General features: G+C 47.6%; 11 protein-coding genes. 5 read left to right on the top strand and 6 right to left on the bottom strand.

The window, feature by feature from the left end:
• Positions 1-318 precede the first annotated feature (318 nt).
• Together NC994_RS03200 and radA are read right to left on the bottom strand one after the other, a co-directional pair.
• Entirely contained in the window at positions 319-1656 is a 1338-nt protein-coding gene (locus tag NC994_RS03200) for an MFS transporter (protein ID WP_190441227.1), read from the bottom strand.
• 562 nt (positions 1657-2218) lie between these two features.
• Positions 2219-3778, bottom strand: a complete 1560-nt coding sequence (gene radA / locus NC994_RS03195; RefSeq protein WP_190441224.1) for a DNA repair protein RadA — start codon at positions 3776-3778, stop codon at positions 2219-2221.
• Positions 3779-3954: 176 nt separating this feature from the next.
• Between radA and rpaB the strand changes: the two genes are divergently transcribed.
• The 3 genes from rpaB to NC994_RS03180 all read left to right on the top strand — a co-directional run bounded on the left by rpaB (position 3955) and on the right by NC994_RS03180 (position 5989).
• Positions 3955-4683, top strand: coding sequence for a response regulator transcription factor RpaB (rpaB, locus tag NC994_RS03190; protein ID WP_190415215.1), 729 nt, complete (start codon positions 3955-3957; stop codon positions 4681-4683).
• Between the two features lie 97 nt (positions 4684-4780).
• Positions 4781-5449 carry a cofactor assembly of complex C subunit B gene (locus tag NC994_RS03185; RefSeq protein WP_190441220.1) on the top strand — a complete coding sequence of 223 codons (669 nt, stop codon included), beginning with the start codon at positions 4781-4783 and terminating at the stop codon, positions 5447-5449.
• 6 nt (positions 5450-5455) lie between these two features.
• Entirely contained in the window at positions 5456-5989 is a 534-nt protein-coding gene (locus NC994_RS03180; protein ID WP_190441218.1) for a DUF456 family protein, read from the top strand.
• A 205-nt stretch (positions 5990-6194) separates the two neighbouring features.
• On the opposite strand, the gene rfbB is transcribed toward NC994_RS03180, so the two are convergent.
• From rfbB to NC994_RS03160, 4 genes are all read right to left on the bottom strand, one after another.
• Positions 6195-7256, bottom strand: coding sequence for a dTDP-glucose 4,6-dehydratase (rfbB, locus tag NC994_RS03175; protein ID WP_190441215.1), 1062 nt, complete (start codon positions 7254-7256; stop codon positions 6195-6197).
• A 51-nt stretch (positions 7257-7307) separates the two neighbouring features.
• On the bottom strand, positions 7308-8333 hold the full coding sequence (rfaE1, locus tag NC994_RS03170) for a D-glycero-beta-D-manno-heptose-7-phosphate kinase (RefSeq protein WP_190441212.1): 1026 nt from the start codon (positions 8331-8333) through the stop codon (positions 7308-7310).
• A 227-nt stretch (positions 8334-8560) separates the two neighbouring features.
• Positions 8561-10576, bottom strand: a complete 2016-nt coding sequence (locus tag NC994_RS03165) for a hypothetical protein (RefSeq protein ID WP_190441209.1) — start codon at positions 10574-10576, stop codon at positions 8561-8563.
• Positions 10577-10822: 246 nt separating this feature from the next.
• Positions 10823-11542, bottom strand: a complete 720-nt coding sequence (locus tag NC994_RS03160) for a precorrin-2 C(20)-methyltransferase (RefSeq protein ID WP_190415225.1) — start codon at positions 11540-11542, stop codon at positions 10823-10825.
• Positions 11543-11583: 41 nt separating this feature from the next.
• On the opposite strand from NC994_RS03160, the gene NC994_RS03155 reads away from it, so the two are divergent.
• Both NC994_RS03155 and NC994_RS03150 read left to right on the top strand, forming a co-directional pair.
• Entirely contained in the window at positions 11584-12285 is a 702-nt protein-coding gene (locus NC994_RS03155; protein ID WP_190441206.1) for an alpha/beta hydrolase, read from the top strand.
• Between the two features lie 151 nt (positions 12286-12436).
• On the top strand, positions 12437-13132 hold the full coding sequence (locus NC994_RS03150; RefSeq protein ID WP_190441204.1) for a cytochrome b N-terminal domain-containing protein: 696 nt from the start codon (positions 12437-12439) through the stop codon (positions 13130-13132).
• The last annotated feature ends 74 nt before the right edge of the window (positions 13133-13206 follow it).

Genomic DNA, 13206 nt, shown 5'->3' with positions numbered 1-13206 from the left:
GCTTTAAGGAGTTTTACTGAATATTAATACTTAACTAAATTATGAAGATTAGATAAAGCTTCCGTATTCTTCGATTTGTTTTTGTGGTTAGCAGAATATCAAACTTGGGCAGGATGTAAATGAGGACAGGTGTTTATTTAGTTACAGTTGTATAAAAATAGACAAGAAACAATTTGGGGCGATGCGATCGCATCCTCATCAGACAGAATCAGACAGAGTGCAAGCGATCGCGCTCAAGAATTTGTCTTTGTTTGCACTTGCCCGGCCATTTCAAAAATTGTTGCCTAGTATCTTCTATTTACAAAGCCCAAAAGCCACTCAGGACGTTTTGGCTAATACAACAGGCTGTAGTTGCCAAAGCAACCATGCAGTGAATGCTGTCAATAGTGCGCCTATCCCAAAACAAACGCTATACCCAAAGGTAGCAGCAAGGTATCCGCTTCCCAAGCTACCCAGTGCGCCTGATGCCCCAATTATTGCGTTGTAAAACCCAATTGCCGAACCTTCCTTGTCTTTGCCAGCCAGTATACCCACTGCCGTGCTACTAGATACAGCGATCGCTGCCCAAGTAATACCGCTTAATATCTGAGCTAATCCAACGAACGCCAGACTGCTCGGTTGAGGCGGAATTAAAGCCAACAAGACAAAAATTCCAAAAACGCCACCCCTGAGAGCGGTAGCCTGCGCTTGGAGTTTGATACCAGGTCGCTGATGCACCCAATGACCGACAGGAACGTACAACCAAGACTCTATTGTTGACTTAACTAAGGCAATCAAGAATACCTGAGTATTCGTAGCTTTTAATGTGTTGGTGAGAAAAACCGGGAAGGGCACAATAACCAGGTTGATGGCAACAAAAAATAGTAAAGAACATAGATAATAACGCCCTAAAGGGCTTCCTAGTGGCTGAACCGCTTGGCTCAGAGAGCTTGGGCGCAGTACAAAGTAGAGGGCGCGGGATGGGTAAAAAACTGCTCGCCTTTCAATCACTCCTACAGTCAATTGTCCTAGCATTTTCGGATTAAATTTTCGGCGTTTGCGAACAAATTTCGGTTCTTTTACCCAAAGAAAGCACAGAAGTAAACTCAGCGACGAAACAACACCTGCAAATAATAATAATCCGCGCATTGCTGCAACATTGCCCACGCATTTGGAAGCAAAGTTGAGCCAGAGCATCCCGAATAGAACACTAGCGACAAAACTCCATCCTGTTACCTGATAGAATTTACCGAAAAACTTAGGCCACTCCTGTTCGGGAAAACTATCCAGTACTAATGCTGAACCTACTGGGGTAATCGTTGCCATAAAAAAGCCTCCCACACTGCCAAGAATTAATACTTGTGAGAGGTTATCGCTAAAGCTGAGCATTGATATGCAGAGAGTGAATCCTAGAAATCCCAATATCAAGAAGGGAGTACGATAGCCCATCTTATCTGATAGGTTGCCCCATAAAATGAAGGCAAACATACCTACTAGGGCGATCAGTGAGTTTACTTTAGCGACATCAGCGACGGTTCCCCCTACTACCTGAATGATAAATAGGGGCATTAGTATAATTAGTAGACCTTCGCCTATTTTATAAGGAACAAAAGCGAAAAACCATAATGGAGCTGAGCTTTCAAGCTTCCATGCGTTTTTCTTGGTAGTAATATTCATTGCTTAATTAAACTGAATCTGGGTGCTGGATTGGCTGTAACTCTCTGTTAAGGTTTACCAGAGTTCTTCATCAATAACAGGATCGATTATCTGCACCCAGACGGTTAATTATTATTAACCCTTTTCTTAATTCAGCCTATTTTTTTGTATTTGTGCATCAGTAATATTACGGATAAAATTGCGGATAAATATTAACAAATAAAACTATTTAGTTTTATAAAAAGTTTATTTTCTTAAGGGATTGAAAGTTAAATTTCTATAATTGGGAATATAAATAAATTCATTTTTTTGAGCCAATATACAGCAATCCTAAATCATGCGGGCAAGCGAGATCCCTGACTTCCTAGAGAAGTCGGGGATCTGAAGAGCTGGCTCACAACTCAAATAGAATTGCTATATTCGCTTTCTCCTTGGTTCCGCTTAATAACGGTTTTTGAGAGAGCGTATATTGCAAAAATTGGAGAAATGGATAGATTCCAAAATGATACAAGATGCTTAAAAAACGCAATAAAGGCGATCGCGCAGCATTCCCCAAGCGCTACCAGTTGCACCTTAATGGCGTCTATTCATCATCATCATCTAGCATTTCTTCATCATCATGATGATGAGAGGCTGGGATAGCGGCAATGATGGCATCGATAACTTTGGCGACGGGTATAATTTCTAATCCCAATTCTGGGAAAGTTTGCCCTTTGGGGACAATTGCTCGCTTAAAGCCTAGTTTGGCGGCTTCTTTCAGGCGCAGTTCCATTTGGGAGACAGCTCGGACTTGTCCACCTAAGCCGACTTCGCCAATTAAGACAGTGCGGGGATCGACGACGCGATCGCGAAAAGAAGCCACAACTGCGATCGCCATTCCCAAATCAACAGCGGGTTCTTCTACACTCAAACCGCCCGCTGAAGCCACATAAGAATCTAATTTAGATAAAGGGATGCCGACTCGTTTTTCTAATACTGCCAAAATTTGTAGCAGTCGGTTGTAATCAACACCCGTCGTTGAGCGGCGGGGGGAACTATAACTGGTTGGACTCACTAAGGCTTGCAGTTCCACGACAATCGGGCGAGTGCCTTCGCAAGCGACGACAAGAGCGGTACCCGGAACCACTTCGTCCCGATTGCCCAAAAATAACTCCGAGGGATTAGAAACTTCTCGGAGTCCTCGATCTGCCATTTCAAAAACGCCAATTTCGTGAGTTGCGCCGAAGCGGTTTTTGACAGAACGCAGAAGCCGGTGAGACGCAAAGCGATCGCCTTCAAAATACAATACGGTATCTACCAGGTGTTCTAGGACTTTTGGGCCAGCGATCGCGCCCTCCTTAGTAACGTGTCCCACAATCAGCAGGGTGATACTCTCTCTCTTTGCCACCTTCATCAATGCAGCAGTACATTCCCGCACCTGCGCCACCGATCCCGCTGCCGACGTTAGAGACGGTAAGTAAATCGTCTGCACGCTATCAATTACTGCCACATTTGGTTTCAGAGATTCCAACTCCCTGATAATCTCTTCTAAATCGGTTTCCGCCAACACATACAGATCCGCACCCGCTGAGATAGATGTCACCGGAGTCTCTACAGATGTCTCTACAGATGTCTCTACAGATGCCTCTATTTCTGGCTGGAGAGACACGCGATTGCCGTTTTTTTCCCGATCCGGATTCAAGTTGCTAACACCCAAACGCGAAGCTCGCAGTTTCACTTGTTGTCCCGATTCTTCCCCACAGACATAGAGAATGCGATACATCTGCGACATCTGATTCGCCGTTTGCAGCAGCAGCGTTGACTTACCAATGCCCGGATCGCCACCAATTAACACCAAAGAGCCAGGAACAACCCCCCCGCCCAGTACGCGATCGAATTCTCCATAACCAGAAGTCCACCGTTCCTGATACTTATCGGTAATTTGCGCGAATGTCAGCGATGCCCGCGCCTGGGGTGCTTTGGCAGCTAATTTGCCATTGCGCTGTGAGCTTTGCAAACCCCGGCTGGGAAGGGAAGAATTAATCTGGGACACAAACTGCTCTTCCAGGGAGTTGTAGGTGCCGCAGGCGGGACACTTGCCAAACCATTGTGAAGATTCTGACCCACATTCGTTACAAACATAGTTAGTTCGCGGCTTTGCCATGCACCATTCTCGATTTGTTAAAGAATCTTAATAAATCGCAAGGAATAAGAGAATATAAAAATCCAGCAACTGTGAGGATTTCAGGCTTTCCAAACCGACTAAACAGAATGATATCTTAATGTAATGGTATCTAAAATTAACGATTAGAAATCGGAACTTAAGGAGCGTTGACGAGCTTGGAAAGCCATAAAGAAAAAATTCTGGTAGTTGACGATGAAGCTAGCATCCGTCGCATTCTGGAAACGCGCCTTTCCATGATTGGCTACGATGTCGTGACGGCTGCCGATGGAGAAGAAGCGCTGGATACCTTTCGCAATGCCACTCCTGACTTAGTAGTTTTGGATGTGATGATGCCAAAGCTAGATGGCTACGGCGTCTGTCAGGAATTGCGGAAGGAATCGGATGTGCCAATTATCATGCTAACGGCTTTAGGGGATGTCGCCGACCGCATCACTGGTTTAGAGCTGGGTGCAGATGATTACGTTGTCAAGCCTTTTTCCCCCAAGGAACTGGAAGCCCGCATCCGCTCTGTGTTGCGGCGCGTAGACAAAACGGGTGCCTCTGGGATTCCCAGTTCTGGCGTCATCCATGTCGGGAATATCAAGATTGACACCAATAAGCGGCAAGTCTATAAAGGCGATGAGCGAATTCGGCTTACCGGAATGGAGTTCAGTCTGCTGGAGTTATTAGTCAGCCGTTCTGGAGAACCTTTTTCCCGTTCTGAGATTTTGCAAGAGGTGTGGGGATATACGCCAGAACGCCACGTAGACACTCGCGTGGTGGATGTGCATATCTCGCGCCTTCGAGCAAAGTTAGAGGACGATCCGAGCAATCCAGAGCTAATACTGACGGCGCGAGGCACTGGCTATTTGTTTCAACGGATCATTGAGCCGGATGAAATCTGAACTGAAGGATGAAGAATGAATTACGTTAAAAGGTGAGAAAATTTTTACTCTTTTATTCCTACTCATTCCTCAGCCCTCAATCCTCAGCACTAAGAGAATGGCTAAGCCAGATCAAAATCAGGTTTTACGGCAACTCCCCCTTGTGGTTGGTGGGTTGGCAGGGGTGCTGCTGTTGATTAACCGTTTATTGACACCGCAGCTAGCGGATTCTCAAGCTCGTTCGGATGCGTTGGGCGTGATAATCAGTGCGGTGTTAATTTTAACGGGGTTGCTGTGGCAGCAAGTACAGCCGCGATCGCCCGAAGCTGTCCAACTCATCGGCGAGGAGGGGTTTGAATTAGCACCCGACTTGCCGGAAGCCGTAAAGATAGAACTGGCTTGGGCATCGCATCTATTGCTCACGAACACTGGGACGCGATCGCTCGTCATTTGGTACAAAGGACGAGTGTTATTGCGGCGGGGTATCTTAGGCGTCAACCCAGAAGTAAAACCAGGGCCAATTTTACAGCGGGTGTTGGAAAAACAAAAACCCGTTTATCTAGTGGCTCTAAAAATATACCCAGGACGGATTGAATTTGACTATCTACCAGAGAATACTCAAGGAGCGGTCTGTCAGCCGATTGGCAATCAAGGCGTCTTGATTTTAGGTGCCAATGCTCCGCGCAGTTACACCAAGCAAGATGAAAACTGGATAGCTGGGATTGCTGAAAAACTAGACGTTACTCTCAGCTACCACTTAGATGATGTTGCACCCGCTGGAATTTAAATGTCCATGACGATTCTCTACTGGCTTCTCGTTGTCCTCATGCTCGTTGGCGTCGTTGGCGCAGTGGTTCCCGGCATTCCTGGAACTAGCTTGATTGTGATTGCTATTGTGGTTTGGGGAGCGGTTCACAGTTTTAGCAGCGTGTCTGTGGCGCTGGGCGTTGCTATCCTAGTGTTGCTACTTAGCGTTGGCGTCGATCTCTTAGCGACCTACTTGGGGGCACAACAAGCAGGGGCTAGTAAGTGGGGGCAGATTGGAGCCGTTGTTGGCTTAGTGCTGGGTTTTTTGGGATTGTTGCCCGCTTTTCTGGTTGCGGGGCCACTGATCGGAATCTTGATCGGGCCGCTACTAGGAGCGATTACTGGAGAGTTTCTCTACCGGCGCGACTTAGAATTTGAGCCGAGAATCAAGCTGGCGCTGAAAGCCGGGATAGGTATTGTGGTGGGTTCGCTGATTGGGAATTTGATTCAAGGATTATTAGCGATCGCCGCCGTGAGCGTTTTCTTATACACAACTTGGCCCTTTGGATCTGGGGCATAAGAAATTTAAATCGAATTGCACTGGCTTAAGCTTAGCCTTACCCACAGCTCTGCCCTGAAACAAATTTCGGGCTAGCTAATCCCTAAAGTTAGCTAAAGCCAACTAGATAGCGATTTCAACTCGTTTCAATGGGTTTGCGTGGTGAAGGCGGAAATTTATTTTACGGCTCTTAAATCAGTGCCATTCGAGTTAAGGTAGGAACCTTTTAAGAAACATAAACCTGGCGATAATAGGCTTGGTACTCCTCAGACAGTAATGGTTCCCACCAATCGCGGTGAGTGAGATACCATTCAACAGTGCGTCGTAAACCTTCTTCAACCGTTACAGAAGGAGTCCAGCCTAGTTGAGTTTTGAGTTTCGTGCTATCAATTGCATAGCGGCGATCGTGCCCTGGTCGATCCTTCACAAATGCGATCAATTTTTTGCAAGGATGCACGGGTAAATTAGGTGCTAATTCATCCATTAGCTGGCACAACATATTCACTAAGTCAATATTTTTAACTTCGTTATTGCCGCCAATATTGTAGGTTTCGCCCAGTTTGCCGCGATGAATTACCACATCCAAAGCGCTGCAATGATCGCCAACATATAGCCAATCCCGGATATTCTGCCCATCCCCATAAACCGGCAAAGATTTGCCGATTAAGATATTGATGCACATTAGAGGAATGAGCTTTTCAGGGAACTGATAAGGGCCGTAATTGTTAGAACAATTAGTGATAATGGTGGGAACGCCGTAGGTGTGGTAATAGGCGCGGACTAAATGGTCGCTACCCGCCTTCGATGCCGAATAAGGACTATTCGGAGCATAGGGCGTTGTTTCTGTAAATGCGCGATCGCTAGGGTTTAGGCTACCGTAAACTTCATCAGTGGAAACATGAAGAAAGATCCCTTCTTGCCTTGTTTTCCAATGTTTCCGAAAAGCTTCTAATAGGGTGAATGTGCCGACAATATTCGTTTGAATGAAGGTACCAGGACCTAGAATTGAACGGTCAACGTGAGATTCAGCGGCGAAGTGAGCCACTGTATCGATATTTTCTTCTTGTAACAGCGAGTCTAATAAAGCGCGATCGCAAATATCCCCCTTGACAAACCGAAAATTTTCTTGCCCCTCCAAGGACGCCAAATTATAGCGATTCCCTGCATAAGTGAGCGCATCTAGTACCACCACTCGATCGTCAGGGTAAGCCTTACCCCAATAATGCACAAAATTGGAACCAATAAACCCAGCCCCACCTGTCACCAACAACCGACGGCTTCCTCTCATCAAACTCTCTCCTTTTCTTCCCTCTGCGGACTCTGCGTCTTGGCGGTTCGTTTATTCTTCTTCTAACAACGCCAGTAAAGCCGCCTTCATCTCTTCTGGGCTAGTGGTTGCCGTTCCAAATTGGCGTACCACGATACTAGCCGCCAAATTTCCCAAAACCGCCGCTTCCCAGAATGACGCCCCAACAACTAAGCTTAGCGTCAGCGCCGCTACCACAGTATCTCCAGCCCCAGTCACATCAAACACATCAGTACGGTTGAACGCTGGGATATGCTGCTCCGTCCCGTTGCGGTCAAACAAACTCATGCCCTCTTCACCGCGAGTAATCAGCATTTGCTGAGCTTGAGTCAGTGCCAAGAGGTCGCGTCCAGCTTGGGTGATTTGCCCAGACGCGATCGCATACCCCACCGCTTGCTCCGCCTCCGGCAAATTTGGCGTAAACAGCGTCGCTCCTTGGTATCTTTGGAGACCGACTTGAGCATCCACTATTGTCTTCTGGTGAGACAACGCCGCCTCAATTACAGGCTGAGTAAAAACGCCATCGCCATAATCTGAGCAAACTACTGCATCCACTGTAGCTAGATGTTGCTGAATATACTCAGCAAGCTGTAGCTGCAAATCTTGATCTGGCAACTCATCCGATTTCCGGTCAACGCGCACAATCTGCTGAGTTACCGACTGCCGAGCATGACCAGAAATCCGGGTTTTCGTCACCGTCGGGCGGTCTGGATCGAGCAACATTCCACTGGTATCAATTCCAGCTGCTTCAAAGATATGGCGCAATGCTTGCCCTTGGTCATCCTTTCCGACTAATCCAGCCACCTTCACCTGTGCCCCCAGCGTTGCCAGGTTATAGACGGCATTTGCTCCACCCCCAGGTACCTGCCGGGTATTTTCGTGGCGCAGAATCAACACAGGTGCTTCACGAGAAATTCGTTCCACTTGACCCGTCAGAAACTCATCGAGGGTGAGATCCCCGACAACCAGCACCCGTGCTTGGGCAAAGTTATCCAGTAGCTGAATTAAGCGCTCAGATGAATTTTGCAGCTGAGCCAAGAAGGAAGCATCTAAAGCCATAGAGGAAGTCGCAAAAGTCCAAGGGTTTATTATCCTGCAAGAGGGCGCTTTTAATGAATCCAGATGGATTCCAACCACTAGCCGCTTACTCCCACGTGAGTTTTGAGTTTATTGAGAGTTGTAGGCTAGCTTGAAGAACGAACCTCAACACGCATAAGTATTGATTGGGGTTCGTTCCTCAACCCAACTGACTGTCTAATACTGTCTTCGCTTCTTGTGAACTATGTTCAGGGTGTCTGTTGAGAATTTTGAGAATCCGGAGATTCTTGTGGTTTTCTCGGCTCAGGTGAGTTTTGAGAATTTTGAGAATCTTGCGGTTTTTTGGACTCCGAGGATTCTTGAGATTCCCGTGGTTTTTGAGACTCAGAGGATTCTTGAGAATCTCGTGGTTTTCTAGAATCTTGAGCTTCTTGAGAATCTCGTGGTTTTCTCGGCTCAGGGGAGTTTTGGGAATTTTGAGAATCTCGTGGTTTTTGAGACTCAGAGGATTCTTGAGAATCTCGTGGTTTTCTAGAATCTTGAGCTTCTTGAGAATCTCGTGGTTTTCTCGGCTCAGGGGAGTTTTGGGAATTTTGAGAATCTCGTGGTTTTTGAGACTCAGAGGATTCTTGAGAATCTCGTGGTTTTCTAGAATCTTGAGCTTCTTGAGAATCTCGTGGTTTTCTCGGCTCAGGGGAGTTTTGGGAATTTTGAGAATCCCGTGGTTTTTGAGACTCAGAGGATTCTTGAGAATCTCGTGGTTTTCTCGGCTCAGGGGAGTTTTGGGAATTTTGAGAATCCCGTGGTTTTTGAGACTCAGAGGATTCTTGAGAATCTCGTGGTCTTCTAGAATCTTGAGCTTCTTGAGAATCTCGTGGTTTTCTCGGCTCAGGGGAGTTTTGGGAATTTTGAGAATCCCGCGGTTTTTGAGACTCAGAGGATTCTTGAGAATCTCGTGGTTTTCTAGAATCTTGAACTTCTTGAGAATTTCGAGCTTCTCGTGAAGCTGTCATCGGCGGACAATCTTTTTCGTTGTACGCAAACTTGACCTGAACAACATAAACTTGTTCCTTTGCACCAAAGGAATGAGCCTTAACGACTTCCTGCGCTTTCTCATTCAAAATGTTGTAACCAGAACTCCTAAGCAGTTCGGTCGTGACACTACCTTTAGCATCCACCTGCGCCCCAACTAAAGCAGTTACTTCCGGCTTCTTAATAAAGCACGCACGAAATTGAGAAGTCAGCGTAATTTCTTGTTCTTTCGATGGGACTTTGTTGAGTCTAGAACCCCAACCCGCTAACTTTTGTCTGTAATCGTCATCACGAGTGCCATTACCGTCATAGGCGTAGTTTCGACGTTGCTGCCGTATATCAGCAAGGACTTGCTGCCGTTGCAGTTCGCGCCGCGCCATTGCTATTTGTTGTGGAGAAAGAGGAGGCGTCTGTTGTCCGGAAGTCGCTGGAGGTTGTTGCTCAGAATTTTTAGACGTTTGTTGTTCGGAATTCGCTGCTATTTGTGATTCCGAATTTGGCGTCTGTTGTCCAAAATCAATCGACCTCTGTGGCTTGGGATTGCTAGGCGTCTGTTGTCCAAAATCGATAGGGGGCTGTTTTCCAGAAGATTCCTCAGAAGGGTTGAAAGGTGTCTGTTGATCGGAAGTGGGCGGTGGCGGCGGAAACAGACTGGAAATGTCGTCCTGCCCCGGCTGGACACCAGCGGGCAATCCCTGAAACAGGCGACGGCGAATCTCTTGCTGTGTCACCTTCCGAGAACCTGATTGGGGAACTTTGGGGGGATCGGGAAGCCGTCCTACGATAAAGTTTGGGTTGTTGGGATTGAAAGGATTTTGCCTAGCTCTTTGCTGACGGCGATCGCTCGATCTCTGAAAAATCTCCGGCAACCCAGCCCCCGTGTTAGGTTGCGGTGTGGAGTTCAGCGGAAATTTGTAGGGTGGGGAGCTAGGGATCGGCGGCAATACGGAAGACGGCGGCGGCAAAGGTGGCAACATCTGGGTTTGGTTGGGACTCGGTGGCAGCGACACGGGCGGCGGTGCAAGTTGCGGAATGCGGCTTTGCTCTGCCGGTGTTAACTCCACAACTTTGACAGTCCCTCGCGGCTTCTGCTCTTCCGGTTTGGAGGACGCGGATAAACTGGGAAGGGTCATCGCCAGCACTCCGTGGATGCCCACGGAAGCCAAAGCTGCAATCAGAGGCGGCTGAGTTAACTTTTCAGGCAGGTTTCTAATGAATGAGAGATAGGACATAGCAGGTAAGTTACACTCCTCAGCGACAGGACAGGCTGGGAATCAGGTCAGGTGGGTACGTGCGGCAAGCACGCGATCGCGATCAAAACAAGCACTCCGCTTTTATATTAGTTTCAGATTCTGAATTTTAATCTCAATTATTTCAGTCTAAAATGCTTAAAAGTTAATTTTCAGGTTCTCTAACCCAATCGCCAAGACTGGAAAAAAAGCCCAAAAGTTGCCACTCTCCTCAAGTTCCTGAAGAAATTAATCCACTGACTCGTTTACTTGCACAATTAATAAAGAAAAGTAAGGCAATTTCAGATTCGGGCGATCGCTTAACCCCGCATAAATTACCTGCTCTGGTAGCGTTGCCCGTTCCACAACCCAGCTACGTTCCAGCAACCCGCGCTGCTGCAACACTTTCCAAACTTGCTCGTAAACTGAACTCACTTTCATCAGCACCACCACATCTGCCCATTCTAAAACGGCTTCCAACTCTCCTACCGTGTAGATCGCTGGTAACACGACGAGGCGCTGAGCGCGAATTGTCAGTGGAATTCCTAACACCGCTGCCGCCGCCAAAGGGGAACAGATTCCCGGCACTGTCTGCACTATTACTTCAGGATGCAGTTGTTGCAGTGTCTGCGCCAAATAGGTAAACGTGCTATAGAAACTGACATCGCCTTCCGAGACAAAAGCAACATCTTGACCCAATTTTAGAGATTGCCAGACTTCTTGGGCTGCGACTTGCCACGCCTGAGTCAAAATCTCGCTTTCTTGTACGTAAGGAAAAGTTAAAGCTAATTGCACTTGGCGGGGATTCAACCATTGAGCCACCATCTGCTGAGCGATTCCTGGCTTACCGTGTAACCCAGCGGGAAAAGCCACCACTGGCACCCGTTGCAAAATGCCGAGTCCTTTCACTGTAATCAGTTCTGGGTCGCCGGGACCCACGCCAATGCCGTACAAGATACCTGATTGCACAATAAAATTTAAAATCTAAAAGCCAAAACCCAAAATCTCAAATGCCTTTACCGACTGTCATTTTGCCCGGATATCTCGAAGGCGCGATCGCCTACCGTCCACTCGAACAATCTCTACAAGAATCGGGTTTCCCCACTGTAACCGTACCCTTGCGAAGTCGGGATTGGGTGCCCACTGTAGGAGGACGGTCGATGATTCCGATTTTGCGGCAACTCGACCGCACGGTAAAACAAATGTTGCAGCAATACAACGTTTCTCAGCTTAACCTGATTGGTCACTCCGCTGGCGGCTGGATTTCCCGGATCTACCTGGGGGAAAAACCTTATTCTATTCACGGAGATGTCACAGAAGACGCTGGTTTGTGGCACGCTCACCCTTATGTTGCCACGCTTGTCACCTTGGGAACGCCCCATATCAGCGGGGAACGCTGGACGCGGAAAAATCTAGATTTTGTCAAAATGAACTATCCAGGAGCCTTCTACTCAACGGTGCGTTACATCTGCGTTGCCGGTAAATCTATCTTCGGGGCGAGGCGTCCGGGGCAGTGGCTAGCCTACAGCAGTTACAAACTTACCTGCGGGATTGGTAACACTTGGGGAGATGGGATTACGCCGATTGAAGCGGCTCATCTGGAGGGAGCAACCAATCTGGTTATCGAAGGTGTCAAGCACTCACCCAGAACTCCTGGCATTTGGTACGGTTCGCCAGTCGCTTTACCGTCTTGGGTGGAGTATTTGGCATGACATGGGTAATGCTGATGAGTCATTGACCCTTGGCGAATCACTCATGACTCATCACAACGATTCAGCCTTTAGGCATACGCTGTTAGGACAACGAAATTCCTTCTGTAACTGGCTAGCATTTGACTAATGTTAAGAAAAGTAAAGTTTAGCCATGAAAACCGAGCAGTATGAATTTGTCCTTCGGCGTCTGGCTACGATCCTGGCTGTTGGGATTCTAACCTTGAGCCTAATCGCTGCTGTGACTGGAATTCTGTTAGCTTTCTACTACGAACCGGCGGCGGGTGGTGCTTATGATTCCCTGCAAGCGATCGCAAATGAAGTTTCCAATGGCTGGGTGATTCTCCGCGTTCACGATCTCGCGGGAAATGGGTTAATTGCAGTGTCTTTAATCGAAATTGTCGTGATGTTTCTGGGGCGACAATTTACGAATAGTTGGCTAACTGCTTGGATTAGTGGCATTCTATTGACATTAACCGCGATCGCGCTCGGTTGGACGGCGATGATTCTCGACTGGACTCAACTCGGCTACTGGCGTCTGAGCATCGAATTGGGAACTATCGAAGCCATTCCTTTTATTGGCTCTCAACTGCGAGACATCGTTACAGGTGGTGGAGCCATTACTACTGCTACTGTCGAACACCTCTACACCCTACACAGCTACATTTTATCCGTGGGAGCGATCGCGATCGCTCTGATTCATCTAGGCGGGTTATTAGTCCAGGAAAGACAGCACAAGCGGCTTCAGATAAAATTAGCCGCCACTAACTTAGCCACCGAGTCAGAATCCGCGCAGGCAAAGAACGATCCAAAATCTCTCAGCCTCAGTAGTGCTGAGTCACAGAAATAGCAAATTTATAGTCGCAAATCTAGTTCCACTTAGTAGCCTGCTCCTGGCAGGTTTCGGTTGTGTGCTTGCTGTCG

Origin of the sequence: Trichocoleus sp. AS-A1 (assembly GCF_039962015.1) — a bacterium.
In the GTDB taxonomy this organism is placed as follows: Bacteria; Cyanobacteriota; Cyanobacteriia; order Cyanobacteriales; family FACHB-T130; genus FACHB-T130.
Note: the sequence above shows the minus strand (reverse complement) of the source record. Positions and strands in the feature narration are given on the sequence as shown.

Coding starts and splice junctions, on each gene's coding strand:
- NC994_RS03165 (WP_190441209.1), bottom strand. CDS start 10,576: ATGTCCTATCTCTCATTCATTAGAAACCTGCCTGAAAAGTTAACTCAG.
- NC994_RS03150 (WP_190441204.1), top strand. CDS start 12,437: ATGAAAACCGAGCAGTATGAATTTGTCCTTCGGCGTCTGGCTACGATC.
- NC994_RS03155 (WP_190441206.1), top strand. CDS start 11,584: ATGCCTTTACCGACTGTCATTTTGCCCGGATATCTCGAAGGCGCGATC.
- NC994_RS03185 (WP_190441220.1), top strand. CDS start 4,781: ATGGCTAAGCCAGATCAAAATCAGGTTTTACGGCAACTCCCCCTTGTG.
- NC994_RS03200 (WP_190441227.1), bottom strand. CDS start 1,656: ATGAATATTACTACCAAGAAAAACGCATGGAAGCTTGAAAGCTCAGCT.
- rfaE1 (WP_190441212.1), bottom strand. CDS start 8,333: ATGGCTTTAGATGCTTCCTTCTTGGCTCAGCTGCAAAATTCATCTGAG.
- rfbB (WP_190441215.1), bottom strand. CDS start 7,256: ATGAGAGGAAGCCGTCGGTTGTTGGTGACAGGTGGGGCTGGGTTTATT.
- radA (WP_190441224.1), bottom strand. CDS start 3,778: ATGGCAAAGCCGCGAACTAACTATGTTTGTAACGAATGTGGGTCAGAA.
- NC994_RS03180 (WP_190441218.1), top strand. CDS start 5,456: ATGACGATTCTCTACTGGCTTCTCGTTGTCCTCATGCTCGTTGGCGTC.